Source organism: Serpens gallinarum (genome assembly GCF_014836765.1).
GTDB classification, from domain to species: Bacteria; Pseudomonadota; Gammaproteobacteria; order Pseudomonadales; family Pseudomonadaceae; genus Serpens; species Serpens gallinarum.
On record NZ_JACSQG010000011.1, the window covers coordinates 46,625 to 72,539 of the forward strand.

Here is a 25,915-nt window from a genome sequence, read left to right on the forward strand (position 1 = left end):
CCGTGGTCAGCCTTCGTCGCCCGAGCTGAAGTCGTAATCCATCGCACGACTGGGCGCCTGCAAATACAGGCCCTGGATGTAGTTGACGCCGGCCTGCCAGAGCGTGGCCAAGGCGCTGGCGCTTTCCACCCCTGGAATAACGGTCAGCTTGGCCTGGGCATGCAGGCTGGCCAGCATATCTTTGAGCGTTTGCTGGTTCTCGGCCTGGTGCAGTTCCTGGGCGAAGGAGCTGTCCAGTTTGACGAAGTCCACTTCCAGGTGCTTGAGCGTATTGAACGGGTTGACCCCGCAGCCGAACTGGCTCAGGGCGACCTTGCAGTGCAGCTGATGTAAGCCCTGGGTGAGAGCTTTGGCTTGCTTCAGGTAGGTGGTGGCGGCGGTTTCATTGAACTGCAGAGCCAGGGCGTCGGCCGGCAAGCGCGCGGCTTGCAGGGTGGTGCTGAGCCAGGGCAACAGACCTGGGTCTTGCAGACTGGCCTCGCCCAAGTGCACGAACAGGCGCGTGATATGTCCCTTCTGGCGATGGGCGGCCAGCATCTTGATGGATGTGAGCAGCACCCAGCGGTCGATCTTCGCGGCCAGCCCGGCTTCCTGAGCGACGGCGAGGAAGTCGCCGGGCAGGATCTCCTCACCCTGCGGATTGAGCAGCCGCAGCAGGGCTTCGTAATGTTCGACGTCATCCCCGCGCAGGCTGATGATCGGCTGGAACAGCAGCTGGAAACTGTTGGTGTCCAGGGCCTGCTGAAGCATGGCGACCACGTTGCCGCGGTTGGCCTCGGCGGCCAGCTCGTCGGCCGGATCGTACAGGGTCAGAGTATTGCCCGTGCTATGGGTGTCGGCGCAGCGGTGGGCGCGGTCGACCACGGTTTGTGCGCGGGGCGTTTTCTCATTGAGGCCGGCAACACCGATCGAGAGGCTGACTTGTGCGGTGCGACCATTCACCTCGAACAAGTGCGCCTCGACCCGCTGCAGCAGCGCTGCCAAGGCCGGACGGCTCTGCTCGGGTGTCTGGCCCGGCTGTAATACGGTGAACACATCGTCACCAAAACGGGCCAGCTGGGCCTCGGCTGGGAAGTGCGCGCGCAGCAGGCCGGCCAGATCGGTGAGCAGCAGGCCGATGTCGGCAATACCGATATCAGCCAGCAGGGTGGAGTACTGATCAAGGCGGATGTACGCGAGGCTGGCCGGCTGGCCGGCGTTAACCGCGCGTTGTGCGGCGGCGTCCATCAGCTCGAGGAAATAGGTGCGGTTGTACAGGCCAGTCACAAGGTCCTGACTGCTGATTTCGCGCAGACGCTCTTCCAGCTCGGCATTGTCGGTGTCGCAGCGGATGACGACTTGGATGCACGGCTCGCCGTCGTAGGCCGCGGGTGAAAAACTCATGCGTGCCTTGAAGGTGTCACCCGCGCTTTTCACGCCGCTGCAGCTGAGCTCGGCTCCGCCTTCCGGGCTCTGGTAATTCTTCAGGAAGTCCCGGAAGGCGCTTTGGTCGGCGCTGTCGATCAGATCGATCATCGGCATGCCTTCCAGTTCATCCGCATCGACATAGTCGAACAGTTCCAGGTAGGCCCGGTTGGCATAAATGTGCATGCCTTCGTGGACATAGGCGATGGCGTCAACCGAGCTGTCGAGGAGCAGTTGGCAGCGTTTCTCCGCCTCGCGCAGGGCCACTTCGGCGGCGCGGCGGGCGCGGCGCTCCGCCAGGTTGGCCAGCTCGCGGTTGGCCACCAGGATCAGGCGCTCGTCGTCGCCCTGGGGCAGTGCGTCCTGTGCACCACTGGTCATGGCCGTGGTAATGGCATCGCTGATGTCGGCCGCGTTTCCAGGCTCGACCAGTTGAATCACCGGGATGTCCTTGGCCTGGCGACGAATCGCCTGGATCGCATCGTCAGGCGACAGCCCCTGGCTGGTGGGTGCATTGATCAGCAGATCCCAGCTGTGGTCCAGCGCGGCTTGCAAGTCGGCGGCCGAACTCAGGCGCTGTACGCGTGTGGCGCGCCCGGCATTGCGGAACAAGTTGACCAGGCGCTCGGCCTCGTTCTGGGAGTCTTCGAGAATCAGCAGGCGAACAGTTTTCTTATCGATGGCCATGGGTAATGGATTCGGCCGAATGGGCGAAAAAAGGCGATGGATGGAATGAATGGAATCTAGCCAGCGACTCGAGGAGGAGTCAAAGCCTTCCCGTGTAGGGTGATGCTGGTATGTCGAAGCTGTGACGGGTGTCCCGTTGGGAGCGCAAGGGTTCGAGCCGCTGCGCGGCATCCTGGCTGCGTTGGAACATGGGGGAGGCGTGTGGGGGAGGAACGAGAGGGGATACTGTTGCGTTGAGATCAGCCGGTGGCGGACCGAAGGGACGCCGCGCTGCGAGGCAGCGCGGCAGTACCACGTGGCTTATTCGGCGGTGGTCAGACCCAGGCGCTGGCCCATGCAGACGCCGCTCAAGGGGCCGAGCTCTTCAGCCCAGCGTACCTGGTCGGGCCCGAACAGCACGATGGCCGTGGAACCGAGCTTGAAACGGCCCAGCTCCGCACCTTTTTCCAAGTGAATCGGCGCACGGGCCGCTTCGTCGTAACGGAAGGTCCTCAGCTCGCGCTTGGGCGGCGTGACCAGTCCGGCCCAGACGGTTTCGATGCTCGCCACGATCATCGCGCCGACCAGCACCACGGCCATCGGTCCGCGTTCGGTGTCGAACAGGCAGACGACGCGCTCATTGCGGGCGAACAGTTCCGGGACGTTTTCCGCCGTGGTCTGGTTGACCGAGAACAGCTTGCCCGGCACGTAGACCATCTCGCGCAGGGTGCCGGCCAGCGGCATGTGCACGCGGTGATAATCCTTGGGCGACAGGTACACGGTGGCAAACGCACCGCCCATGAAGGGCGCGGCGCGGTCTGCGTCGCCGCCGAGCAGCTCCAGAGCGCTGAAGCTGTGCCCCTTGGCCTGGAAGATGCGGCCATTGCTGATGGCGCCCAGCTGACTGACCGTGCCGTCGGCCGGACAGAGAATCGCGCCGGGGGTCGGGTCCAGAGGGCGGGCATCGTCTTTTAGCGCACGGGTGAAGAAGGCGTTGAAGTTCTCGTAGGCGTCGAGCTGTTCGACTTGCGCCTGGCTCATGTCCACCTTGAAGTGCTCGGCGAAGCGGCGAATGAAGGCGTTCTTGAACCAGTTGACCCGGCATTCCGCCACGCAGCCGGCCAGGCGCGAAAGCAGATGATGCGGCGTCAGGTACTGACTGAGGATGAACAGGCGGTCTTTGATGGACATGGATGTTCCTTTGAAAAACTTCTATTTAGCGGATAAGTAGGCTGATCGCCTGTACGAGGCGGCCAGCAAAGGGTTTACAGGCAGTGCAGTAACTGTCGATACACGCCTCCGGCTTGCTACAGCTCGACGGGAGTGTCCGGATGGTTACCCCATTCCGACCAGGACCCGGCGTAGCCTTTCACCCGCCGATAACCGAGCGCCTTGGCCACCAGGTAGGTGAAACCGGAGCGGTGATGGGTGTGGCAATGGGTAATGATTTCCTTGTCGGCGGTGATGCCCAGGGATTGCAAGTGTTCGGCGATATCGTCACGGATGCGCAGGGCGCGTCCCTTGTCCATGCCGGCGGTCCATTCGAAGTTTATCGCGCCGGGCACGTGCCCGGCTTTGGCCGCGAGCACTTTCTCGCCGCGGTATTCCGCCGGCGAGCGGGCATCCCAGACCACCAGGTCGGGCGCGCCGAGACGGCTGTTCAGGTAGTCGAGGGTGGCAGTGGGCTCGTCGTGCAGAATCAGCGGCAACGGGCCGCCGGCGCTGGGTGGCACCGCTGTGGATAGCGGCAAGCCGGCTTCCAGCCAGGCGTGCAGCCCGCCGTTCAGGTAGTGATAGCGACCGTGACCGATCACGTCGAGCAGCCAGATGAAGCGTCCGGCCCAGCCGCCGCCTTCATCGTCATAGACCACGTAGACGGCGTCGGGATTATGGCCCAGCTCACCGAATAGCTGCTCCAGCTGTTCGCGCGCCGGCAGCAGGCCCGGTGCGGGGGGCTGTGCCCACTGGGTGCGCTTGGGATCGACGAAGCGTGCGCCCGGTAGATGGCCTTCGGCGTAGCGCGCGGCACTGGTCAGGTCGACCAGAATCAGTTGCGCGGCATCCAGGCGCTCCTGCAGGTCAGCGGGCTCGATGACCAGCGGCAGAGCGGTGAAGCAGTCGGTCATGGCGAATTCCATGGCTGAAAAAGGGGCTGATTGTAGCGCAACGCTCAGCGAGCGCGTTGGCTGAAGGTCAGCAGTGCGCGTTCGATGCAGCGGGTGGTTTTCTCGACCAGGCGCAGGTGCGTTGCGGAGAACGGCACCCCGTGCTGGTCGGCAATCAGCAGTATCACGCCGCGCCCGTGCAATCCCAGGGTGCCCAGCAGCAAATGCCGGTTCGGAAAGTGGTGCGTGAGCAGCGGAGGCAACTGCGCGGCATACTCGCCAAAATTGTCCGCTGAAATATGCAGCAGCCGAGGCTGCTCGATCAGTTTACTGAGCAGTGCCGAACGTCCAGGGTCGAGCTTCAAGCGCGGACCGTTGGCCGTTAGGCCGGACTGATGTTGCGCGATCAGTTGCCCCTGACGGTCGGTCACCAGCAGCGCGCTGCGCCGCAGCCCGCAGGCAAACAAGGCGGCAGCCGCGCCGCTCACCAGTTGCGGCAGGTTGGCGAACGGACTGGGCTGTTGTAGCAGTTGGGCGCATTGGCGCTGCCAGTCTTCGCGCTGGAAGAAACTGGATAGTTGGGCGGCGGGCTCTGCCGGTGGGCTGCGGCGACAGCCAGGCGGCCAGACCAGCGCCTGGGCCGGATGCCAGAGCGATTGCAGCGATGAAGCTTGGCTGAGCTGGCGGGCACTGATCACCGCCTGTCGATGGCTGTGCTGCTGCACATGCTCCAGTGGGTGCTGCAAAAACAGCCCACTGAGCCGCTGCCAGCGCAGGCTGTGGCGGTCATCCCAGGCCTGGTGCGCGGCGAGTGCCAGAGCATTGCTGAACAGTACGCTGTTGGCCGGGCGGCTCAGCCAGTGGCGCAGTGGCGGGGCGATATTCTGAGCCTGCTGAGGCTGCGGGCCGCGCCTGCGGGCGAGACGCAGCGCTTGGATCAATGAGGCGCGCTCATCATCGAGTGCCTGATAACCCTGAGCTATCCAGGGTGACAGGCGCCAATGCCGCACGAGTGCCAGGCCCAGCGTAACCAGCGGCACGCCGAATAGCTCGAGCTCCATCTGGCGCGCGGGGCGGCGTTCGCCGAAGACCCGTGCCGCCCAGCGCAGGATGAGGTCCGGATGGGCCATGGACAAGGTCCAGAACGGCGCGAAAAACAGCAGGGTGTTCCACTGCACCTCCAGACTGAGGTGGGGCAGCGCCGGGACGAACAGGCCGCCGGCCTGCTGGCGTGCGTGCTGACTGATCACGTACAGCTGGCGCAAGGGCAAAGGCGTTTGTTCGTTGCCCATAACCGGTAACTCGCCCAGCAGCGCTTCAGCGCGCCGCAGGCCGAGGCGGGCCAGGGCGGTTTCGAGGTTGTCTGCGGGTTCGGCCAGGCTGCTGGAGCGGCGACGGTTGGCATCTCGCAGTACCGCCAGGGCCAGGGCCGGGCTGGAAAGCATGGCCTGGGCTATTTCGCGCAGCGAACTGGTGGGCCGGTGCAATGCCTGCAGCAGATCGCGACGGGTTTCCCGGGTGATGGGCAGGACGACGCTGTCCAGATGCTCGATCCAGGCGTCGAGAGATTGAGGCGGCAAGGCTGGAGCAGATAGACGCGTGGCCATTGATCGGTCTTTTAGATGAGAGTGGCTTCAGTTTGCCGCAAAGGCGCCGATAACAGGTGAGTACATCTCATCACCCGCTTATCCACCCGTCAGCAGCTTTCGAGATCATGGCAAAAATCATCGGTATCCTCGTCGTCTTTTTTAGTGTGCTGGGTGGCTTCGTGCTGGCTGGCGGCAAGCTGATGGCGCTTATTCACCCTTTTGAATTTCTGATTATCGGTGGCGCCGCGCTGGGCGCTTTCATTCAGGGCAATCGCGGCAAGACCTCGTGGTTGGTGGTGAAAAAGTCGCTGCGCATGTTCAGCACGCGGTATACGCACGCCTACTACCTGGAAGTGCTGCGCCTGGTCTATGAAATTCTCAACAAGAGTCGCCGCGAAGGAATGATGGCCATCGAAGGCGATATCGAGGAACCCTACGAGAGTCCAATCTTTGCCAAGTACCCGAGTGTGCTGAACGATGAACGGATGATCGCGTATATCTGCGATTACCTGCGCATCATGACGTCCGGCAACATGGCGCCCCATGAGCTGGAGAATCTGTTCGAAATGGAACTGGCCAGCCTCAAGGAAGAGCTGGAGCTGCCCGCACATTCCATAGGGCGAGTTGCGGACTCCCTGCCGGGCTACGGCATCGTTGCCGCGGTGCTGGGCATCGTGATCACCATGGCCCTGCTCGGCGAGGCCAATCAGGCGGCGATCGGCCAGAGCGTGGCGGCGGCGCTGGTGGGCACCTTCCTCGGCATTATCGCCGCCTATGGCTTCATCGGTCCGCTGGCCGTGTGCCTGGAACAGGATGCCCGCGAAGAACTGAACGTGTACGAAGCGATAAAGGCCAGCCTGATTGCCTCGGCCTCCGGCCTGCCGCCGACCCTGGCGGTGGAATTTGGTCGTAAGGTGCTGATGCCCGGACATCGACCCAGCTTTGCCGAGCTGGAACAGGCCGTGCGCGGGAGCTGATCAGCCATTATGGAAAACAGCCAGCCGATCATCATCAAACGCGTCAAGCGCTATGCCAGCAATACCCATGGTGGCTCCTGGAAAATCGCCTTTGCTGATTTCATGACCGCCATGATGGCGTTCTTCCTGGTGCTCTGGTTGCTGTCCACAGCCACGCCCCTGCAGCGGGCCATCATCTCCGGTTACTTCAAGGACCCGGTTGGGTTTACCGAGACGGCCAGCCCGCACGTGATTGATTTGGGCGGTACGCCGACCCCGGCGCCGGAGCGCACCCAGAACATCGAACAGGACGGCGTGATGAGCGAGGCGCAGCCTCAGGTGGTGTCTGCCGAGGAAATCAGCACGCTGTCGGCCCTGCTGGAGTTCGAACGCATGGAAATGCTGCGCATCGAGCTGCAGAACAAGATCGAGGAAAGCCCCGAGCTGCAGCGCTTCAAGGATCAGGTGCTGATCGAGAGCACCCGTGACGGCTTGCGCATTCAGATTATGGATGCCGAGAACCGGCCGATGTTCGACTTGAGCAGCGCACGCATGCAGCCCTATTTTGAAGACATCCTGCTGGCCATGGCCGACACCCTCGCCCTGGTGCCGAACAAGCTCAGTATTAGTGGCCATACCGACGCCCGGCAATACAGCTCCAAGGATTTCGCCGGCAATTGGGAATTGTCCACCATGCGCGCCAACGCGGCGCGACGCGCGTTGGTCGCCGGCAGTTACCCGGAGGAGCAGGTGGCTCAGGTGGTGGGCTATGCCTCATCGGCGCTGTTCGATCGCGCCGACCCCTTCAGTCCGATGAACCGGCGCATCGATATTGTCGTGCTGACCCGCAAGGCCCAGCAGGCGCTGGAAGGCGAACCGAACAATGCCTGGGGACGGGATGCGGAGCGCCCAGCCCAGGAAGATCCGCTGCCCGCCGGGGAGGTGCGCGAGCGCATGAACCTGTTCCGCGACGGTCCGTTACAAATGGACGAGCTCAAGCAGCAGTAGTCGCGGTTTCGACTGCAAAAAAATCCCCGCCAGGTTGTGCGGGGATTTTTTGCCTGCTCGATAGGCGCGCAAATTCTAGTATTCGTCCTCAGGCAAGCTGGCCAGGATATGCCGATAGCTGGCCATGCGTTGTGGCTGGATGCGTCCCTCTTCCAGTGCCTGGAGAAGCGCACAGCCTGGTTCGCGGTCATGCTTGCAGTCACGAAAACGACAGTGCCCGAGCAAGTCGCGAAACTCGATAAAGCCGGCCTCCACGTCGTCACGACTGACATGCACCAGGCCGAACTCGCGGATACCGGGGGAGTCGATCAGTTCGCCGCCGTTGGGGAAGTGGAACAGGCGCGCGGTGGTCGTGGTGTGCGTGCCCTTGCCGGTCAGCTCGGACAACGCGCCGACGCGAATATCCACGCCCGGCAGCAGGCTGTTAACCAGCGACGACTTGCCCACTCCGGACTGCCCGACAAACACGCTGACATGGTTGTCCAGTGCCGCCTGCAAAGCCGTCATGCCGTCGCCCTCGTGGGCGGAGACTTCCAATACCGGATAGCCGAGCTGGCGGTAGGTGGTCAGCAGGCTCTCCACGTGCGGCGCGTTATCGGCATCCAGCAAGTCGGCCTTGTTGAGCAGCAGCAGCGGATGGATGCCGGCATGTTCGGCGGCGATCAAGTAGCGGTCGATCAGGTTGGCGTGCGGGTGCGGCAACGGGGCGAAGACGATGACAATCTGGTCGACGTTGGCAGCCACCGGCTTGAGCTGCCCGCGGCTATCCGGACGGCACAGCTCGGTGTCACGCGGCAGCTGGGCGACAATCACGCCGTGGCCCTGATTGCCGGCGCGCCAGACTACGCGATCGCCGGTTACCAGGGTCGGCAGGTTGGCGCGCAAGTGGCAGCGGTAAAGTTGGCCTTCGCTGTCCTCGATTTCCACCTGGACACCGAAGTGGGCAATCACCAGGCCGGGCTGTTCGCCGCCCAGATCGCCGCCTTCCAGCTCTTCGAGTAGGCGCGATTCGCGCTTGGCGGCACGGGCCGCACGTTCTTCCTGGATCTTCTCGATGCGCCAGTTTTGCCGGCGGTTGAGTTGGCGTTTGGCCATGAGGGTTCCGCTGCGTGGAAATGGCGCGCAGTCTAGCATGCGGTGACTGTTAAACTGTGCGCCATCAGCCGAGGAGCCCAGCATGCAAAACCCAAATAACCTGATCTGGATCGACCTGGAAATGACCGGTCTGAACCCCGACCAGGACGTGATCATCGAGATGGCGACCATTGTCACCGACAGCAACCTCACGGTGCTGGCCGAAGGGCCGGTGATCGCCGTGCACCAGAGCGACGAGCGCCTGGCCGCCATGGACGAGTGGAATACCCGTCAGCACGGTGGTTCCGGCCTGACCCAACGGGTGCGCGACAGCCGTATCTCCACAGCTGAGGCCGAGGCGCAAACCCTCGCCTTCCTGGAGCAGTGGGTACCCAAGGGCGCGTCGCCAATTTGTGGCAATACCATTTGTCAGGACCGGCGCTTTTTGTATCGCCACATGCCGACCCTGGAAGCCTATTTCCACTACCGCAACCTGGACGTGTCGACGCTGAAGATTCTTGCCGGCCTGTGGGCGCCGCAGGTGCGCGACAGCTTCACCAAGGGCGGTACCCACCTGGCGCTGGACGACATTCGCGAATCCATTGCCGAGCTGCGTCACTACCGCGAGCATTTCCTCAAGGTATAAACCGTGCCGCAAAGGGGCGCTTGGGTGCTTTTTGAATGGCCTCCTAACCAACTTGCGGAGTCTCCGTAGGGTGGATGTCGTCGTTTACATTCACCATGGCCCCGCCCGATGGATCGATAGAGCCCGATCCATCCTACGCTTCTACCGCGAGCACTTTCTCAAGGTGTGAGGCCAGGATAGGAATAGCGCGCCCAGGTGCCTTTGAATGTAGGAGCCAGCTTGCTGGCGATCCGTTGCAAAACATCCGTAATCGCCAGCAAGCTGGCTCCTACAAGGCACCGTCAGGCTGATGCTGCGCCAGCGCCCAGGCCACGTGCTCACGCACCAGTTCCGAGGGATGCTCGCGGCGCAGCTGCAGCGCTTCGATTACTGCAATCGTCGTCGGCGCATTGCCCAGCCCGACCGCCAGGTTGCGCAGCCAGCGCTCATAGCCGGCGCGGCGCAGGGGCGAGCCTTCGGTGCGGCTTAAAAATTCCTCTTCCGTCCAGCGAAACAGCGCTGCCAGTTCTGTGTTGTCCAGGCCGTGGCGCGGCTGGAAATCGCCTTCGGCAGTGGGCTTGGCGAAGCGGTTCCAGGGGCAGACCAGTTGGCAGTCGTCGCAGCCGAATACCCGGTTGCCGATCAGGCTGCGCAGTTCTTCGGGAATCGAGCCCTTGAGCTCGATGGTCAGGTAGGAAATACAGCGCCGCGCATCCAGCAGTTGCGGGCCGACGAAGGCAGCAGTCGGGCAGATATCCAGGCAGGCCTGGCACGAGCCGCAGTGGTGCTTGGTGTGAGGCGTGTCCACCGGCAACGGCAGGTCGACAAACAGCTCGCCGAGAAAGAACCAGCTACCGGCCTGCTTGTTCAGCAGCAGCGTGTTCTTGCCGATCCAGCCCAGCCCGGCCTGGTTAGCCAGGGCCTTTTCCAGTACCGGTGCGCTGTCGACGAAGGCGCGATAGCCGAACGGGCCGACCTGCGCCTGGATGCGCTCGGCCAATTGCTGCAGGCGCTTACGAATCAGCTTGTGATAGTCGCGGCCCAGGGCGTAGCGCGATACATAAGCCTTGTCCGCCTCCTGCAGGCGCTGGGTCATCTGCGTGTCGCCAGGCAGGTAATCCATGCGTACCGACACCACGCGCAGGGTGCCGGGCACCAATTCGTGCGGGCGTGAACGCTTGTGTCCGTGGGCCGCCATATAGTCCATCTCGCCGTGCAGGCCCGCCTCCAGCCAGCGCTGCAGATGGGCTTCGTGCTCGCCCAGCTCGACCCCGGCGATGCCCACTTGCTGGAAGCCGAGTTCGCGTCCCCAGTCCTTGATGGCGTGGGCCAGTTGGTCGAGATCAAGCGTTGTAACAGACATGGCAAACGGAAACCGCAGGTTAGGTGCGTATAATTCTGCCAGACAACGGAGATAGCCATGGTGTATTCACGCGACGATCTGCCCACCGACCTGTATTCAGCCGCCCAGGTGCGTGACCTCGACGCTCGGCTGGTCGCCGCCGGTACGCCCGGTTTCGAGCTGATGCAACGTGCTGCCCACGCCGCCTGGCGGGCGCTGCGCCAGCGCTGGCCACAGGCGGGAAGCGTCACGGTGCTGGCCGGACGCGGCAACAACGCCGGCGATGGTTACCTGATCGCGACTCTGGCGGCCCGCGCCGGCTGGTCGGTATGCGTGTTGGCGGTGGGCGATCCCCAGCAGTTGCAGGGCGATGCGGCGCAGGCCCACGCCGAGGCACGTGCGGCCGGTGTGAGCATCCAGCCCTGGGGCCCTACCGCGCCGCTGGATGGCATCCTGGTGGATGCACTGCTGGGCACTGGCTTGAGCGGCGCGGTGCGCGAGCCGTATGCGCAAGCCATCGACCAGGCCAATGCCAGCGGATTGCCGATCCTGGCGGTGGATATCCCCTCCGGCCTGTGCGCCGACACGGGCCGAGAATTGGGCGTGGCGATCCGTGCCGAACTGAGCGTGACCTTTATCGCGCTCAAGTTCGGCCTGTTCACGGGCAGCGGTCCGGATCAGGTTGGCGAGCTGATATTTGCGGACCTGCTGGACGAGGAGCGGGGCGCTCAGGCAGATCTGCTGGCCGAGTCGCCAATGCTGGCGCAGCGACTGACGAGCGCCAACACGCCCCGTTTGGCACCGCGAGCGCGCACCGCCCACAAAGGGCAGTTCGGCCATGTGCTGGTGGTCGGCGGCGAGCGCGGCATGGGCGGCGCAGCCTTGCTGGCCAGCGAAATGGCGTTGCGCGGCGGCGCCGGGTTGGTGTCCCTGGGCACCCGCACGGAGCACTTGAGCGCTGCGCAAACCCGTTGCCCGGAGTTGATGAGCCGTGGGTTGGCGTCGGCCAATCAGTTGCTGCCCTTGATCGAAGGCGCCAGTCATCTGGTGGTGGGCCCAGGCCTTGGCCAGGGCGCCTGGGGTCGTAGCCTGCTGTCGGCGGTCGCGGCGAGTGACAGGCCGCAAGTCTGGGATGCCGATGCGCTGAATCTGCTGGCGGCGGGCGTGGTCCAATTGCCAACCGCTGCGCTTATTACCCCGCATCCGGGCGAGGCAGCGCGCTTGCTGGACACGGATACGGCGGCTGTGCAGGCCGACCGGCGTGGTGCGGCCCTGGCGCTGGCGCAACGATTCAAGGCGGTGGTGGTACTCAAGGGCGCTGGCAGCCTGGTGGCGGCCCCGGACGGGCGGCTGCGGTTGTGCGATCACGGCCATCCGGCGATGGCCAGCGCCGGGTTGGGTGATGTGCTCGCCGGTTTGCTGGGTGCGTTGTGCGCCCAGGGCTTGGACGCTTTCGAGGCAGCCTGTCTGGGCGTCTGGCTGCATGCGCGGGCCGGCGAACGCGTGGGCGCGCTGGGGCGCGGGTTGCTGGCCAGTGATCTGATCGACGTTGTCCGTGAATTGTTGGAGGAACATGCACCATGTCTGAAATAAGCCTGTTCGCCGCCAATGAGGAGGCCATGTATGCCGTCGGGGCGCGGCTGGCTGAGGTCAGCGAAGGGTGCGGGGTGATCTACCTGCACGGCGACCTGGGTGCCGGCAAGACCACGCTGTCACGCGGCATCGTGCGTGGCCTGGGTCATCTGGGCGCGGTCAAGAGCCCAACATTTACCCTGGTCGAACCCTATGAGCTGGGCGAGCGTCGGGTGTATCACTTCGATCTGTATCGTCTGGCCGATCCGGAGGAGTTGGAGTTTCTCGGCATTCGCGACTATTTCGCCGGCGACGCCTTGTGCCTGGTGGAATGGCCGCAACGGGGCGCCGGTGTTTTGCCAAAGGCTGACCTGGCCATTACCATTGCCGCCCATGATGGCGGTCGCAGGCTACGGCTGCGTGCGCAGAGCCCGCGCGGCGAAGCCTGGTGTATGGCACTGGCGTTGCCCGCATGAACCGAATGGGAATTTTTATGCGCGTGCCCACTATGCTTGCCGGCGTGCTGGTGCTGCTGATGTCCATGGTCGCTGACGTGCTCGCGGCAGCCGATGTACGCAGCGTGAGGCTGTGGCGGGCACCAGACAATACCCGCCTGGTCTTCGACCTGACCGGCCCGGTGAAGCACAATATGTTCACCCTGACCGCCCCGGAACGCCTGGTGATCGATGTGCAGGGCGCGCAGATGACGACGCCGCTGGAGCAGCTCTCCTTCGACAATACGCCGATCACGGCCCTGCGTTCGGCGCAGCGCTCGGCCAATGAGCTGCGCATGGTCATCGACCTGGGCGCCGCGGTCAGCGCGAAGAGCTTCAGCCTGCCGCCCAACCAGCAGTACGGCCATCGCTTGGTGGTTGACCTGTATGACAAGGGCGCGGCGCCACCCGTGCCGGCCACGCAGGCGACCGCCCCCGCCCAGCCGGTGCTGACGTTGCCGCCGGTTACCAGTGCCAAACGCGATGTGCTGATAGCCATTGATGCCGGTCATGGCGGCGAAGACCCCGGCGCGCTCGGCCCCAAGGGTCTCAAGGAAAAGGACGTGGTGCTGGCCATCTCCAAGGAGTTGCAGCGCTTGATCAATGCCGAGAAAGGCTACAAGGCGCAGCTGGTGCGCACCGGCGATTACTTTATCCCCCTGCGCAAGCGCACCGAGATCGCCCGCAAGATGGGGGCCGATCTGTTCATCTCCATTCATGCCGATGCGGCGCCGCGTACCGCCGCATTCGGCGCCTCGGTATTCGCCCTGTCGGATCGCGGCGCCACATCGGAAACCGCGCGCTGGCTGGCGGACAGTGAAAACCGGTCCGACTTGATCGGCGGGGATGGCGGCGTCAGTCTGGATGACAAGAACCCGATGCTCGCCGGTGTGCTGCTGGATTTGTCGATGACCGCCACGTTGTCTTCCAGCCTGGATGTCGGCCAGAAGGTGCTGGGCCACATGGGGCGTATTACCTCGCTGCACAAGAAACGCGTTGAACAGGCCGGTTTCATGGTGTTGAAATCACCGGACATACCGTCGATCCTGGTGGAAACCGGTTTCATCACCAACCCTGCCGAAGCCAGCAAATTGCAAAGCAAACGGCATCAGCAGGCGCTGGCCAGTTCGATTCACAGCGGCGTGCGGCAGTTTTTCCAGCAAAGCCCGCCGCCGGGCACCTACCTGGCCTGGTTGCGCGACTCCAAGCAGTCCACGCAATTGGCGCAGATCGCGCAAGGGCCACGTACCCATGTGGTCAGTGCCGGGGAAAACCTGCTGAAGATCTCCCAGCAGTACGGCGTCAGCCTGGCCAGTCTGCGCAGTGCCAACCGCCTCAGGGGCGACACCATTAAGGTCGGCCAGACCCTGTCCATTCCAGCCACCACATTGGCGATTCAACCATGAGTGATGTGCACCGTATCCAACTGCTCAGTCCGCGGCTGGCCAACCAGATTGCCGCGGGCGAAGTGGTCGAACGGCCGGCCTCAGTAATCAAAGAATTGCTGGAAAACAGCCTGGACGCCGGTGCCCGGCGAATCGATGTAGAGATCGAGCAAGGCGGCGTCAAGTTGCTGCGCGTGCGCGATGACGGGCGGGGAATACCCGCCGATGATCTGCCACTTGCGCTGGCCCGCCATGCCACCAGCAAGATTCGCGCGCTGGAAGACCTCGAGCAGGTGATGAGCCTGGGTTTTCGCGGCGAGGCATTGGCTTCGATCAGCTCGGTGGCGCGCCTGACCCTGACCTCGCGCACCGTCGAGGCTAGCGAGGCCTGGCAGGTAGAGACCGAGGGCCGCGACATGGAAGCCCGTGTGCAACCCGCCGCGCATCCGGTGGGCACCACAGTGGAAGTGCGCGACCTGTTCTTCAATACCCCGGCGCGGCGTAAATTCCTGCGCGCCGAAAAGACCGAATTCGATCATCTGCAGGAGGTCATCAAGCGCCTGGCGCTGGCGCGCTTCGACGTGGCCTTCCACTTGCGTCACAACGGCAAAAGCGTGCTGGCCTTGCACGAGGCGCGCGACGAACATACCCGCGCGCGACGTGTCGCGGCGGTCTGCGGCGCAGCGTTTCTCGAGCAGGCCTTGCCCATCGAGATCGAGCGCAATGGTGTGCGTTTGTGGGGCTGGGTTGGGTTGCCGACCTTTTCCCGCAGCCAGGCGGATCTGCAGTTCTTCTACGTCAACGGCCGCATGGTGCGCGACAAGCTGGTGGCCCACGCGGTGCGTCAGGCGTATCGCGACGTGCTGTTCAATGGCCGACATCCAACCTTCGTGCTGTTTCTGGACGTTGATCCGACGGTGGTCGATGTCAACGTGCACCCCACCAAGCACGAAGTGCGTTTTCGTGACAGCCGGATGATCCACGATTTCCTGTACGGTACCCTGCATCGGGCGCTGGGTGAGGTGCGCCCGGAGGACCAGCTGGCTGCGCCGGCAGCCGTCGCCCCCATGGTGCGCGCGACGGGCATCGAAGCGGGTGAGTTTGGTCCGCAAGGCGAGATGAGTCTGGCCGCCAGTTTGCTGGAGCGCACCGCCAGCGAGCCGGGCTGGAGCCCGCCGCAGGGCGCCGGTTATCAGGGTGGCGCGTATTCGCCGCGCCCGGCACAAGCCACGCCAGTTGCCGAGCTTCAAGGGGCCTATCGCGAATATTTCGCGCCCCTGGCCCAGGCGACTGAGCACAGCATGCCGCAGGCGGCGGATGATATTCCCCCGCTGGGCTATGCCCTGGCGCAGCTCAAGGGCGTATTCATCCTCGCCGAGAACGCGCAGGGCCTGGTGCTGGTGGACATGCATGCGGCCCATGAGCGGATCACCTACGAGCGTTTGAAAATCGCCATGGCCAGCGAAGGCCTGCGTGGGCAGCCGCTGCTGGTGCCCGAGTCCCTGGCGGTCAGTCAGCGCGAGGCGGATTGCGCCGAGGAGCACCAAGAATGGTTCCAGCGTCTGGGCTTTGAGCTGCAGCGCCTGGGCCCTGAAAGCCTGGCGGTCAGGCAGATTCCGGCCTTGCTCAAGCAGGCCCAGGCCACCCGGCTGGTGCAGGATGTGCTCGCGGATTTGCTGGAATATGGCAGCAGCGACCGCATCCAGGCGCACCTCAACGAATTGTTGGCGACCATGGCCTGCCACGGTGCGGTGCGTGCCAACCGGCGCCTGACCTTGCCGGAAATGAACGCCCTGCTGCGCGACATGGAAAACACCGAGCGCAGCGGCCAATGCAACCATGGCCGACCGACCTGGACGCAGCTGGGCATGGATGATCTCGACAAGTTGTTTATGCGCGGGCGCTGACCGACGATTGCCTGCAGAACCCGGAGCTGACGAGCGCGCAGCTCCGTGCCGTTCGGCTTGCAGCCTTGCGAGTGCCGCCCGAAACCATCCAGCCTTTATTTGAGCCATGCCCATGTCCGCCCTGCCTCCCGCCATCTTCCTCATGGGCCCGACCGCTGCCGGCAAGACCGACCTGGCGCTCGAGTTGGCGCAGGCATTGCCCTGCGACCTGATCAGTGTCGATTCGGCATTGATTTATCGCGGCATGGATATCGGCACGGCAAAACCGTCGCCCGAGCTGCTGGCGCAATTTCCCCATCGGCTGATCGATATCCGTGATCCGGCAGAAAGCTATTCGGCGGCCGAATTTCGCGCCGATGCGCTGGCCGCCATGGCGGAGATCACCGCGCGCGGCCGAATTCCCCTGCTGGTTGGCGGCACCATGCTGTATTACAAGACCCTGCTGGAAGGGTTGGCTGACATGCCCAGCGCCGATCCGGCACTGCGCGCGGAGCTGGAGGCGCGGGGGGAAAGAGAAGGCTGGGCGTCCCTGCATGCGCAGCTCGCCGAGTTCGATCCGCAGTCGGCAGCGCGAATTCATCCCAATGATCCGCAGCGATTGGTGCGTGCCCTGGAAGTTTATCTGCTCAGTGGCCAGAGCATGAGTGAGCATCGGCGTTTGCAGGCAGAAAAAAATGCTCCGGGCGCGGATGCACGCAGTGGATTCCCTTATACTGTCGCGCAATTCGCCATTGCACCGGCCCAGCGCCATATCCTGCATGAACGTATTGCCCAGCGTTTTCACGTCATGCTGGAACAAGGCTTTATCAAAGAGGTCGAAGCCCTGTTCCAGCGAGATGACTTGCACACCGGGTTGCCATCTATACGTTCGGTAGGTTATCGCCAGGTTTGGGCTTACCTTCAAGGCGAGCTGACGCGAGCGCAAATGGTCGAGCGCGGCGTTATTGCCACGCGACAATTGGCCAAGCGGCAAACCACCTGGTTGCGCAGCTGGAATAATCTGCAGTGGCTGGACAGCCAGGCACGTGACAATTTGTTGCGCGCCTTGAAATGCCTGGAGACGGGCTCCATATTGGCCTGACCTTCATTTCTGCTGTCTATTCTTGGGTGGATGGCATCTTTTTTATACTTTTGTTCGATAGGAGTTAGGCACATGTCAAAAGGGCACTCGCTACAAGACCCTTACCTCAATACGCTACGTAAGGAGCGCGTTCCGGTTTCCATCTATCTGGTCAACGGCATCAAACTGCAGGGCCAAATCGAGTCCTTCGACCAGTTTGTAATTTTGCTGAAAAATACTGTCAGCCAAATGGTTTATAAACACGCCATTTCCACTGTTGTGCCGAGTCGTCCGGTGCGCTTGCCCACCGCTGGCGAGTCCGAATCGGCCGAACCGGGCAATGCCTGAGTAGGGGGTAGTCTTGCTCTTCGAACGCCCTGATGGCGGAGAACGGGCCATTCTGGTTCACTTGGATGGCCAAGACCCCGAAGCGCGTGAAGACCCGCAAGAATTCCAGGAGCTGACGCGTTCGGCTGGTGCAGACACGGTGGCTTTCATCAACGTGTCACGGCATCAGCCCAGCGCGAAGTTTCTGATCGGTAGCGGCAAGGTCGAAGAAATTCGCGACCTGGTTGCCGCCCATGAAGTCGAACTGGTCATCTTCAATCACACCCTCACCCCGAGCCAGGAGCGCAACCTGGAGCGGGAGTTCGAGTGCCGGGTACTGGATCGCACTGGCCTGATTCTGGATATCTTCGCCCAGCGCGCCCGTACCCACGAAGGCAAACTGCAGGTCGAACTGGCTCAACTCGAACACATGAGTACGCGGCTGGTGCGCGGCTGGACCCACCTGGAGCGGCAGAAGGGCGGTATCGGTCTGCGCGGGCCAGGGGAAACCCAGCTGGAAACCGACCGCCGCCTGCTGCGTGTACGCATCCGGCAAATCAAATCTCGCCTGGAAAAGGTTCGCAGTCAGCGTGAGCTGGCACGTCGGGGGCGTCGTCGTGCCGAGATCCCTGCGGTGTCGCTGGTGGGCTATACGAACGCCGGTAAATCAACGCTGTTCAATGCGCTGACCACATCCGACGTGTACGCCGCCGACCAGCTGTTCGCCACGCTGGACCCAACCTTGCGTCGGTTGGAGCTGGACGATATCGGTCCGGTGATTCTCGCGGATACGGTGGGTTTCATTCGCCATTTGCCGCACAAGTTGGTTGAGGCCTTTCGGGCCACGCTGGAAGAGTCCAGCAACTCGGATCTGCTGTTGCACGTGATCGACGCCTTCGAGCCTGAACGCGACGCACAGATCGAGCAGGTCATGGCCGTACTGGGTGAAATTGGCGCCGATGAGTTGCCGATTCTTGAGATCTACAACAAGATCGACCTGCTTGACGGGGTCGAGCCGCAGATTCAACGCAATGCCGAAGGCAAGCCGCAGCGGGTCTGGTTGTCGGCGCGCGACGGCAGTGGTCTCGAGTTGCTGGGCCAGGCGATTACTGAACTGCTCGGCGATGACCTGTTTGTTGGCACCTTGCGTCTGCCGCAGACCCTGGCGCGTCTGCGTGCGCAATTTTTCGACCTGGGCGCGGTGCAGAGCGAAGAGCACGATGAGCAGGGCGACTGTGTTTTGTCCGTGCGACTGCCGCGCATCGAGCTGAATCGGCTGGTCAGCCGCGCAGGATTGCGGCCTACTGAGTTTCTGGAGCAACACACTTTGCAATAAAGCCCATGCCGGCGGCTTTGCCGCCAGGTAGTGGCATTGGTAGCATTCATCGGCGCGCCGTTGGCGCGTCTTCGCTTTATCAGATGGAGAGCGCTATGGCTTGGAATGAGCCGGGTGGCAACTCGAACAATCAGGATCCTTGGGGCGGTCGCCGCGGGGGCGGCGGCGGTGGAGATCGCAAAGGCCCGCCTGATCTGGACGAGGCCTTCCGCAAGCTGCAGGACAGCCTGAACGGCATGTTTGGTGGCAAGAAGAAAAGTGGTGGCAATGGTTCCGGCGCGGGCAAGGCGGGCGGCATTGGCCTGATCGCCATTGTCGTTGCCGTATTGGCCGCTATGTGGCTATACAGCGCGATTTATGTGGTGGACGAGCAGGAGCAGGCCGTGGTGCTGCGCTTCGGCAAGTACTATGAAACCGTCGGGCCTGGCCTGAACATGTACTTCCCGCCCATGGACCGCAAGTTCCAGGAGAACGTGACCCGCGAGCGGGCCTACTCCAAGCAAGGGCAGATGCTCACCGAAGACGAGAATATCGTCGAGGTGCCGCTGACCGTGCAATACAAGATCACCAACCTGCAGGACTTCGTGCTCAACGTCGACCAGCCGGAAGTCAGCTTGCAGCACGCCACCGACAGCGCTCTGCGCCACGTGGTGGGCTCGACGAACATGGATCAGGTGCTGACCGAAGGCCGTGAGCTGATGGCCACGGAAACCCGTGAACGCCTGCAGCGCTTCCTCGACAACTATGGCACCGGCATCACCGTGACCCAGGTCAACGTGCAAAGCGCCGCCGCGCCTAAGGAAGTGCAGGAAGCCTTCGATGACGTGATCCGCGCTCGCGAAGACGAGCAGCGTGAAAAGAACCAGGCCGAGACCTACGCCAATGGCGTGATCCCGGAAGCCCGTGGCCAGGCCCAGCGCATCATCGAGGAAGCCAACGGCTACCGTGATGCCGTGGTATCCCGTGCCGAAGGTGAGGCCGATCGCTTCAGCAAATTGCTGGTGGAATACCGCAAGGCGCCCGAAGTGACCCGCGAACGCCTGTACCTGGACACGCTGCAGGAAGTCTTTGCCAATACCAGCAAGGTGCTGGTGACCGGTGAGAACGGCCAGAACAACCTGCTCTATCTGCCGCTGGACAAGATGGTCCAGGGTCGCGCTCCGGCCGCAGCGCCGGCGCAGGGTGCCGCCACGCCGAGCAGCAGCGACACCGCTGCACGGATTGTCCGTGAAATGGAGCAGCGAGATCTGCGTTCGAGGGAGAGCCGCTGATGAGCAATAAATCGCTGGCCGCCCTGATTGTAGGTGTGGCCGTGGCGCTGGTCGCCTGGAATAGTTTCTTTATCGTGTCGCAGACCGAGAAGGCGGTGCTGTTGCGCTTCGGTAAGGTGGTCGAAGGTGACCTGCAGCCGGGCTTGCATGTGAAGATCCCCATGGTCGACAAGGTGCGCAAGTTCGATGCGCGTCTGCTGACCCTGGACAGCAATACGTCGCGCTTCCTGACCCTGGAAAAGAAAGCGGTGATGGTTGATGCTTTCGCCAAATGGCGTGTGGCGGATGCCGAGCAGTTCTATACCGCGACTTCAGGCCTCAAGCAGATCGCCGACGAGCGTCTGGCACGCCGTCTGGATTCCGGGCTGCGAGACCAGTTCGGTAAACGTACCTTGCATGAAGTGGTGTCGGGCGAGCGTGATGCGCTGATGGCCGAAATCACCGCTTCGATGGATCGCATGGCGCGTAGCGAGCTGGGTATCGAGGTGCTGGATGTGCGGGTCAAGGGCATTGACCTGCCGCGTGAGGTGAACCGCAGCGTATTCGAGCGCATGAGCACCGAGCGTGAGCGCGAGGCGCGCGAACACCGTGCCAAGGGTCGTGAGCTGGCCGAGGGGATTCGCGCTGACGCTGATCGCCAGCGCCGCGTACTGCTCGCCGAAGCCTATCGCGAAGCCGAAGAAACCCGAGGTGACGGGGATGCCAAGGCGGCAGCCATCTACGCTGCGGCGTACACCAAGGACCCGGAGTTCTATTCGTTCCACCGCAGTTTGCAGGCGTACCGCGACAGTTTTGCGGACAAGAGCGACGTGTTGGTGCTGGATCCCAATAGTGACTTCTTCCGCTACCTGAGAAGCAGCAGCCGCTGACTGACCACCCGGCGAGCACACGTGTTCGCCGGGTGACCGGTTGTTAAAACATTGTTATCATCCGCCGGCCGGGAACAGCCCGGCTTTTTTGCGTCTGCGGAATCATGTGGCAAGAAATCGGCATCGCTTTGTGTCTAATGCTGGTGCTGGAAGGCATCCTGCCTTTCGTGTGCCCGCAGCGATGGCGCGAGGCGTTCAGTCAGCTCTTACAGCTGCACGACCGTCAATTGCGACTGATGGGGCTGGCCAGCATGCTGCTGGGCACCGCCCTCCTGTATTTGCTTCATTAAGGTTTGCCCAGGGGAGAGGCGAAATGGCTACGGTAGATCGCTGGCTGCTGCCAGATGGCATCGAAGAAGTACTGCCGCCGGAAGCGGCGCGCATCGAGGCTGCCCGTCGTCAGGTCCTCGACCTGTTTCAACGCTGGGGTTATGAGTTCGTCGTGACCCCGCACATTGAATACATCGAATCGCTGCTCACTGGCGCAGGCCAGGATCTGGATCTGCGCACCTTCAAAGTGACCGATCCGCAGACCGGTCGGCAGATGGGCTTTCGCGCCGATATCACGCCGCAAGTGGCCCGCATGGATGCCCACAGCCTGCGTCGCGAAGGCCCGAGCCGATTGTGCTACGCAGGCAGCGTATTGCATGCGCGACCGCGCGCGCTGAGCACCTCGCGCAGCCCGATCCAGCTGGGCGCCGAGCTGTACGGCGATGCCAGCCCAGCATCGGATGTAGAAGTCATCAGCCTGATGCTCGACATGCTCGATCTGGCCGCGGTGCCGAGCGTGCACATGGATCTGGGGCATGTCGGCATCTATCGCGGTCTGGCCGTGGCCGCCGGGCTGTCAGGTGCCGCTGAAGAGAAATTATTCGACGCCTTGCAGCGCAAGGCGGTGGATGAGGTCGCCGAGCTCACCGCCGAGTTGCCGGTTCCGCTGGCCAAGATGCTGCGTGCCCTGAGCGAGCTGTGTGGCGGTCGTGAAGTGCTTGATCTGGCCCGCGCTCGCCTGGTGGAGGCGCCAGCATCGGTACAGGCCGCACTCGACGAATTGATCGGCATCGCCGACCAGCTAGAAATGCGTTATCCGGAGCTGCCGTTGTATTTCGACCTGGGTGAGCTGCGGGGGTATCACTATCACACGGGAGTGGTGTTCGCCGCCTTTGTGCCGGGTGTCGGGCATTCCATCGCCCAAGGTGGCCGGTATGACGACATCGGTGCCGATTTCGGCCGTGCACGTCCGGCCACCGGTTTTTCCACCGACCTCAAATCATTGGTGAGCCTGGGAGAGATGAATGATGGTGCCTGCCCGGCTGGCATTTGGGCGCCGGACAGCCATGATTTCTATCTTTGGCGCACCGTGCAGCAGTTGCGACGTAACGGTGAGCGTATCGTCCATGCCCTGCCGGGGCAGACGCCGGATGCTGCCCAAGAAGCCCAATGCGATCGCCAGCTGATGTTGGTTGATGGCCAATGGCAAGTTGTTGCCCTGAATTTCTAAGTGTTTCCGCCGGCGGCGCCGGCAACCGAGCTTCCGAAGAGGACAAGTGTTATGGGTAAGAACGTCGTCGTCCTGGGCACCCAGTGGGGTGATGAGGGCAAGGGCAAGATCGTCGACCTGCTGACCGATCAGGCCGCAGCGGTCGTGCGTTTTCAAGGCGGGCACAATGCCGGTCATACGCTGGTGATCGATGGCGAAAAAACTGTCCTGCACCTGATCCCTTCGGGCATCCTGCGCGCCAACGTGCAGTGTCTGATCGGCAACGGTGTGGTTGTCGCGCCTGACGCGCTGATGCGCGAGATCACCAAGCTGGAAGAGAAGGGCGTGCCGGTGCGTGAGCGCTTGCGCATCAGCCCATCCTGCACGCTGATCCTGCCTTACCACGTGGCCCTCGATCAGGCGCGCGAAGCATCCCGTCAGGAAGGCAAGATCGGCACCACCGGTCGTGGCATTGGTCCGGCCTATGAAGACAAGGTGGCGCGCCGTGGCCTGCGTATTGCCGATCTGTTTAACCCCGAGCGTTTCGCCAGCAAGCTCAAGGAGCTGCTGGAGTACCACAACTTCCTCCTGCAGAATTTCTACAAGGTCGAGCCGGTGGACTTCCAGAAAACTCTGGATGAAGCTCTGGCTTACGCTGACATCCTTAAGCCGCTGATGACGGATGTCACCGCGCGACTGCATGAGCTACGCAAGGCGGGTGCCTACATCATGTTCGAGGGCGCGCAAGGCTCGCTGCTGGACATCGATCACGGCACTTACCCTTACGTGACCAGCTCCAGCACCACCGCGGGCGGCACTGCCACCGGTTCCGGTTTCGGTCCGCTGTACCTGGATTACATCCTCGGTATCACCAAGGCCTACACCACCCGTGTCGGTTCCGGTCCGTTCCCCACCGAGCTGTTCGACGACATCGGTGCACGTCTGGCCAGCAAGGGCCATGAGTTCGGCTCCACTACGGGCCGAGCACGTCGTTGTGGCTGGTTCGATGCGGTGATTCTGCGTCGCGCCATCGAGATCAACAGCCTTTCCGGTATGTGCCTGACCAAGTTGGACGTGCTCGACGGCCTGGAAACCGTCAAGCTGTGTGTGGCCTACAAGGACGCCAATGGCGTGCTGTTGAGCGATGCACCGACCGAGGCCGACAGCTACGAAGGGCTGCAGCCGGTCTACGAAGAAATGCCCGGCTGGAGCGAATCCACCGTTGGTGCCCAGAGACTGGAAGACCTGCCAGCCAATGCTCGTGCTTATATCAAGCGCATTGAGGAGCTGGTCGGCGCACCGATCGACATCGTCTCCACCGGCCCGGACCGCAACGAGACCATCGTGATGCGTCATCCTTACGCCTAAGCGTTGGCTGATGTGAAAAAACCGCCCTTCAGGGCGGTTTTTTTGTGCCTGCGAATACTGCGTGGAGCTTAGGTTCTGAAGCGATTGAGCAGTTGATTGAGGTTATCCATGCCGTTACGGATTTCCCGGCTGCTGTGCACCGCATCCTCGCTGTCGCGGTGTGACTGGTTGGCCAGTGCGGTCAGTTGGGTGATGCGCTGATCGATGTCCTGGGCGACCAGGTTCTGTTGCTCGGCTGCGGAGGCAATCTGCAGATTCAGGCCATTGATCGCGTCCATGTCCTGCGCCATGGTGTCCAGCAGTTGCGAGGCCTGTCGGCTCTGTTGCAGATTGCTGCTGGTTTGGGCGGCATTGCGCTGCATGTGTTGCAGGGAGTCGCGTGCGCGGTCCTGCAGGCGGGTGATGATGCTGCCGATCTCGCCAGTGGACTCTTGGGTGCGGCTGGCCAGGGTGCGCACTTCGTCGGCGACAACGGCAAAGCCGCGTCCGGCCTCGCCGGCTCGCGCCGCTTCGATGGCCGCATTCAACGCCAGCAAGTTAGTCTGTTCGGCAATCCCGCTGATCACTTCCAAGACTTTGCCGACCTCCAGGCTTTCAGTTTCCAGGGCTTGCATCTGCTTGCCTGCTTCTTCCATCTGGGAATTCAAAGCCGTGAGCAATTGGGTGCTGCGCTCAACTGCCTGCTGGCCTTGCTCAGTATTTCGCTCGGCGGCCTGGGCGGCTTTAGCGGCGTCGCTGGCGTGGCGGGCGACTTCGGCGACACTGGCGCTCATCTCGTTCATCGCCGTGGCGACCTGGTCCAGCTCCGAGTGTTGACTGGCAGCGCTGCGTTCTGACGTCTGCAGGCTGTTCAGGGTGTGTTCAACATGCTGATTGGTTTTCTCGCTGGTCAGTTTGACCCGGGCGAGCAATTCGCGGACCTGTTCGGACATGCGATTGCAGGCATGGACGATATGGCCAATCTCGTTGTCCTTCCAGTTCGAATGCAGATGTTGCGTGAGGTCGCCATCGGCGACACGGCGCAGGCTTTGCTCGACGTTGCGCAGTTCGCGCATCAGCGGCTGCATGCCGAATTGATGCCCGCCGGCGACCAGTAAAAGGATGCCCAGCACAGCGGCAAAGGCTATCTGCAGTTGCTGGCGCTGAGTGCTCTCTGCGTGCCGAGTCATCAGGGTGACCGCGTCGTTCATTTCCTTGATCAGGGTCGCGGAGTTCTGTTGCAAGCGTCGCAGGTCAAGCTGATCGCCAGACTTGAGGTTCTGTACCTGATCGCGCAGGGTTCGCCAGTGACCGCCAACGGCCTGCAGTTGGGTCTGAATGGCGGGGACTTGTATTTGGCTGATGCCGCGTTGCGGGTTGCCGTGCAGCAGGTCGCGGTGGGCTTTGTCGAATTGCTCAATGGTGGCCAGCAAAAGGCTGCGCTCGATGGTCCCCGTTTGCAGCAGGAGGGCTTCCTTGCTGATCTTCTGGCTCAGCATGCGTTGAGCGCCCGCGACGTTGATGGTTTCTGGCGAGACCGAGAGGCTGGCGTAGAGGCTGGCGGTACTGATCAGAGCCAGCACGAACATCAGGCCATAGGAAAATAGAAACTGATGGCTCAGGGTGCGCAAGCCGAGACTGCGCAGCGAAGAGTTGATAAATGCGTTCATGGAGTGTCCGAAAGTCTGCAGCAAACGACAGTGTTTGCGTTCACAGGTAATCGGCAGCGGCACGAAGAGCTGTATTTCTAGGCTGATGTTGTCGAAGGCAAAATGCGGACGAAAAAAAACCGAGCTGGATAGCTCGGTTTTTTTAGAAGAGTGGTGCCCAGGAGAAGACTCGAACTTCCACGGTGTTGCCACCGCTAGGACCTGAACCTAGTGCGTCTACCAATTCCGCCACCTGGGCACATTGCGATGATTGCTCATCGACTTGTTCGCCGGTTACCGATTTCACTCGGTGCGAAGCCGGCGGCTTCGTTGCTACTAAATCCCGGTCTTGCGACATGGATTACAGAAGAATGGTGCCCAGGAGAAGACTCGAACTTCCACGGTGTTGCCACCGCTAGGACCTGAACCTAGTGCGTCTACCAATTCCG

At 62.5% G+C, this 25,915-nt stretch carries 22 protein-coding genes and 2 tRNA genes; 15 read left to right on the forward strand and 9 right to left on the reverse strand.

The window, feature by feature from the left end:
• Positions 1–6: 6 nt before the first annotated feature.
• The 4 genes from H9642_RS15865 to H9642_RS15880 form a co-directional block, all read right to left on the reverse strand.
• On the reverse strand, positions 7–2,091 hold the full coding sequence (locus tag H9642_RS15865) for a GGDEF/EAL domain-containing response regulator (RefSeq protein ID WP_251837442.1): 2,085 nt from the start codon (positions 2,089–2,091) through the stop codon (positions 7–9).
• Positions 2,092–2,391: 300 nt separating this feature from the next.
• Positions 2,392–3,261, reverse strand: coding sequence for an archaetidylserine decarboxylase (gene asd / locus H9642_RS15870; RefSeq protein ID WP_251837443.1), 870 nt, complete (start codon positions 3,259–3,261; stop codon positions 2,392–2,394).
• A 116-nt stretch (positions 3,262–3,377) separates the two neighbouring features.
• Positions 3,378–4,196: a rhodanese-like domain-containing protein gene (locus H9642_RS15875; RefSeq protein ID WP_251837444.1), complete on the reverse strand. Its 819-nt coding sequence runs from the start codon at positions 4,194–4,196 to the stop codon at positions 3,378–3,380.
• A gap of 44 nt (positions 4,197–4,240) precedes the next feature.
• A complete protein-coding gene (locus H9642_RS15880) occupies positions 4,241–5,782 on the reverse strand; it encodes an HDOD domain-containing protein (protein ID WP_251837445.1) in 1,542 nt (513 codons plus the stop codon).
• A 107-nt stretch (positions 5,783–5,889) separates the two neighbouring features.
• On the opposite strand from H9642_RS15880, the gene motA reads away from it, so the two are divergent.
• Positions 5,890–6,741, forward strand: coding sequence for a flagellar motor stator protein MotA (gene motA / locus H9642_RS15885; RefSeq protein ID WP_251837446.1), 852 nt, complete (start codon positions 5,890–5,892; stop codon positions 6,739–6,741).
• A gap of 9 nt (positions 6,742–6,750) precedes the next feature.
• Entirely contained in the window at positions 6,751–7,728 is a 978-nt protein-coding gene (motB, locus tag H9642_RS15890; protein WP_251837447.1) for a flagellar motor protein MotB, read from the forward strand.
• 75 nt (positions 7,729–7,803) lie between these two features.
• Here the strand turns inward: motB and rsgA are convergent, their stop codons facing one another.
• On the reverse strand, positions 7,804–8,823 hold the full coding sequence (gene rsgA, locus H9642_RS15895) for a small ribosomal subunit biogenesis GTPase RsgA (protein ID WP_251837448.1): 1,020 nt from the start codon (positions 8,821–8,823) through the stop codon (positions 7,804–7,806).
• Positions 8,824–8,905: 82 nt separating this feature from the next.
• Between rsgA and orn the strand changes: the two genes are divergently transcribed.
• Positions 8,906–9,448, forward strand: a complete 543-nt coding sequence (gene orn / locus H9642_RS15900) for an oligoribonuclease (protein ID WP_251837449.1) — start codon at positions 8,906–8,908, stop codon at positions 9,446–9,448.
• A 268-nt stretch (positions 9,449–9,716) separates the two neighbouring features.
• Here the strand turns inward: orn and queG are convergent, their stop codons facing one another.
• Positions 9,717–10,790, reverse strand: a complete 1,074-nt coding sequence (queG, locus tag H9642_RS15905; protein ID WP_251837450.1) for a tRNA epoxyqueuosine(34) reductase QueG — start codon at positions 10,788–10,790, stop codon at positions 9,717–9,719.
• 57 nt (positions 10,791–10,847) lie between these two features.
• On the opposite strand from queG, the gene H9642_RS15910 reads away from it, so the two are divergent.
• The 12 genes from H9642_RS15910 (at position 10,848) to H9642_RS15965 (ending at position 23,838) form a co-directional block, all read left to right on the forward strand.
• Positions 10,848–12,362: an NAD(P)H-hydrate dehydratase gene (locus H9642_RS15910; RefSeq protein ID WP_251837451.1), complete on the forward strand. Its 1,515-nt coding sequence runs from the start codon at positions 10,848–10,850 to the stop codon at positions 12,360–12,362.
• Positions 12,350–12,817: a tRNA (adenosine(37)-N6)-threonylcarbamoyltransferase complex ATPase subunit type 1 TsaE gene (tsaE, locus tag H9642_RS15915; RefSeq protein ID WP_251837452.1), complete on the forward strand. Its 468-nt coding sequence runs from the start codon at positions 12,350–12,352 to the stop codon at positions 12,815–12,817. The genes H9642_RS15910 and tsaE overlap by 13 nt, the downstream gene beginning before the upstream one ends.
• Positions 12,818–12,834: 17 nt before the next feature.
• Complete coding sequence (locus H9642_RS15920; protein ID WP_286010377.1) at positions 12,835–14,241, forward strand: N-acetylmuramoyl-L-alanine amidase; 1,407 nt, start codon at positions 12,835–12,837, stop codon at positions 14,239–14,241.
• Entirely contained in the window at positions 14,238–16,127 is a 1,890-nt protein-coding gene (gene mutL, locus H9642_RS15925; RefSeq protein ID WP_251837453.1) for a DNA mismatch repair endonuclease MutL, read from the forward strand. The genes H9642_RS15920 and mutL overlap by 4 nt, the downstream gene beginning before the upstream one ends.
• Before the next feature lie 112 nt (positions 16,128–16,239).
• Entirely contained in the window at positions 16,240–17,208 is a 969-nt protein-coding gene (miaA, locus tag H9642_RS15930) for a tRNA (adenosine(37)-N6)-dimethylallyltransferase MiaA (protein ID WP_251837454.1), read from the forward strand.
• A 72-nt stretch (positions 17,209–17,280) separates the two neighbouring features.
• Positions 17,281–17,535 (forward strand): RNA chaperone Hfq, encoded by a 255-nt coding sequence (gene hfq / locus H9642_RS15935; protein WP_251837455.1) that lies wholly within the window; start codon positions 17,281–17,283, stop codon positions 17,533–17,535.
• 13 nt (positions 17,536–17,548) lie between these two features.
• Positions 17,549–18,850, forward strand: a complete 1,302-nt coding sequence (gene hflX / locus H9642_RS15940; RefSeq protein WP_251837456.1) for a ribosome rescue GTPase HflX — start codon at positions 17,549–17,551, stop codon at positions 18,848–18,850.
• 95 nt (positions 18,851–18,945) lie between these two features.
• Complete coding sequence (gene hflK, locus H9642_RS15945) at positions 18,946–20,121, forward strand: FtsH protease activity modulator HflK (protein WP_251837457.1); 1,176 nt, start codon at positions 18,946–18,948, stop codon at positions 20,119–20,121.
• The gene (gene hflC, locus H9642_RS15950; RefSeq protein ID WP_251837458.1) at positions 20,121–20,990 is read left to right on the forward strand and encodes a protease modulator HflC; all 870 of its coding nucleotides are present in this window, start codon (positions 20,121–20,123) and stop codon (positions 20,988–20,990) included. The genes hflK and hflC overlap by 1 nt, the downstream gene beginning before the upstream one ends.
• 104 nt (positions 20,991–21,094) lie before the next feature.
• A complete protein-coding gene (locus tag H9642_RS15955) occupies positions 21,095–21,280 on the forward strand; it encodes a DUF2065 domain-containing protein (protein WP_251837459.1) in 186 nt (61 codons plus the stop codon).
• A 23-nt stretch (positions 21,281–21,303) separates the two neighbouring features.
• Positions 21,304–22,491, forward strand: a complete 1,188-nt coding sequence (locus H9642_RS15960; RefSeq protein WP_251837460.1) for an ATP phosphoribosyltransferase regulatory subunit — start codon at positions 21,304–21,306, stop codon at positions 22,489–22,491.
• A 51-nt stretch (positions 22,492–22,542) separates the two neighbouring features.
• Positions 22,543–23,838 (forward strand): adenylosuccinate synthase, encoded by a 1,296-nt coding sequence (locus H9642_RS15965; RefSeq protein WP_251837461.1) that lies wholly within the window; start codon positions 22,543–22,545, stop codon positions 23,836–23,838.
• A gap of 68 nt (positions 23,839–23,906) precedes the next feature.
• Here H9642_RS15965 and H9642_RS15970 read toward each other — a convergent pair whose 3' ends face one another.
• The 3 genes from H9642_RS15970 to H9642_RS15980 form a co-directional block, all read right to left on the reverse strand.
• Positions 23,907–25,487, reverse strand: a complete 1,581-nt coding sequence (locus tag H9642_RS15970) for a methyl-accepting chemotaxis protein (protein WP_251837462.1) — start codon at positions 25,485–25,487, stop codon at positions 23,907–23,909.
• A 151-nt stretch (positions 25,488–25,638) separates the two neighbouring features.
• Positions 25,639–25,725 (reverse strand) — tRNA-Leu (locus tag H9642_RS15975).
• A gap of 113 nt (positions 25,726–25,838) precedes the next feature.
• Positions 25,839–25,915: transfer RNA gene (locus H9642_RS15980), tRNA-Leu, on the reverse strand.

Bases quoted from the DNA above. Each gene is read 5' to 3' on its own strand.
- mutL (WP_251837453.1), top strand. From the start codon at position 14,238: ATGAGTGATGTGCACCGTATCCAACTGCTCAGTCCGCGGCTGGCCAAC.
- tsaE (WP_251837452.1), top strand. From the start codon at position 12,350: ATGTCTGAAATAAGCCTGTTCGCCGCCAATGAGGAGGCCATGTATGCC.
- H9642_RS15865 (WP_251837442.1), bottom strand. From the start codon at position 2,091: ATGGCCATCGATAAGAAAACTGTTCGCCTGCTGATTCTCGAAGACTCC.
- H9642_RS15955 (WP_251837459.1), top strand. From the start codon at position 21,095: ATGTGGCAAGAAATCGGCATCGCTTTGTGTCTAATGCTGGTGCTGGAA.
- rsgA (WP_251837448.1), bottom strand. From the start codon at position 8,823: ATGGCCAAACGCCAACTCAACCGCCGGCAAAACTGGCGCATCGAGAAG.
- motA (WP_251837446.1), top strand. From the start codon at position 5,890: ATGGCAAAAATCATCGGTATCCTCGTCGTCTTTTTTAGTGTGCTGGGT.
- motB (WP_251837447.1), top strand. From the start codon at position 6,751: ATGGAAAACAGCCAGCCGATCATCATCAAACGCGTCAAGCGCTATGCC.
- H9642_RS15965 (WP_251837461.1), top strand. From the start codon at position 22,543: ATGGGTAAGAACGTCGTCGTCCTGGGCACCCAGTGGGGTGATGAGGGC.
- miaA (WP_251837454.1), top strand. From the start codon at position 16,240: ATGTCCGCCCTGCCTCCCGCCATCTTCCTCATGGGCCCGACCGCTGCC.
- H9642_RS15910 (WP_251837451.1), top strand. From the start codon at position 10,848: ATGGTGTATTCACGCGACGATCTGCCCACCGACCTGTATTCAGCCGCC.
- H9642_RS15960 (WP_251837460.1), top strand. From the start codon at position 21,304: ATGGCTACGGTAGATCGCTGGCTGCTGCCAGATGGCATCGAAGAAGTA.
- queG (WP_251837450.1), bottom strand. From the start codon at position 10,790: ATGTCTGTTACAACGCTTGATCTCGACCAACTGGCCCACGCCATCAAG.
- H9642_RS15920 (WP_286010377.1), top strand. From the start codon at position 12,835: ATGCGCGTGCCCACTATGCTTGCCGGCGTGCTGGTGCTGCTGATGTCC.
- H9642_RS15880 (WP_251837445.1), bottom strand. From the start codon at position 5,782: ATGGCCACGCGTCTATCTGCTCCAGCCTTGCCGCCTCAATCTCTCGAC.
- hflC (WP_251837458.1), top strand. From the start codon at position 20,121: ATGAGCAATAAATCGCTGGCCGCCCTGATTGTAGGTGTGGCCGTGGCG.
- hfq (WP_251837455.1), top strand. From the start codon at position 17,281: ATGTCAAAAGGGCACTCGCTACAAGACCCTTACCTCAATACGCTACGT.
- asd (WP_251837443.1), bottom strand. From the start codon at position 3,261: ATGTCCATCAAAGACCGCCTGTTCATCCTCAGTCAGTACCTGACGCCG.
- H9642_RS15875 (WP_251837444.1), bottom strand. From the start codon at position 4,196: ATGACCGACTGCTTCACCGCTCTGCCGCTGGTCATCGAGCCCGCTGAC.
- orn (WP_251837449.1), top strand. From the start codon at position 8,906: ATGCAAAACCCAAATAACCTGATCTGGATCGACCTGGAAATGACCGGT.
- hflK (WP_251837457.1), top strand. From the start codon at position 18,946: ATGGCTTGGAATGAGCCGGGTGGCAACTCGAACAATCAGGATCCTTGG.
- H9642_RS15970 (WP_251837462.1), bottom strand. From the start codon at position 25,487: ATGAACGCATTTATCAACTCTTCGCTGCGCAGTCTCGGCTTGCGCACC.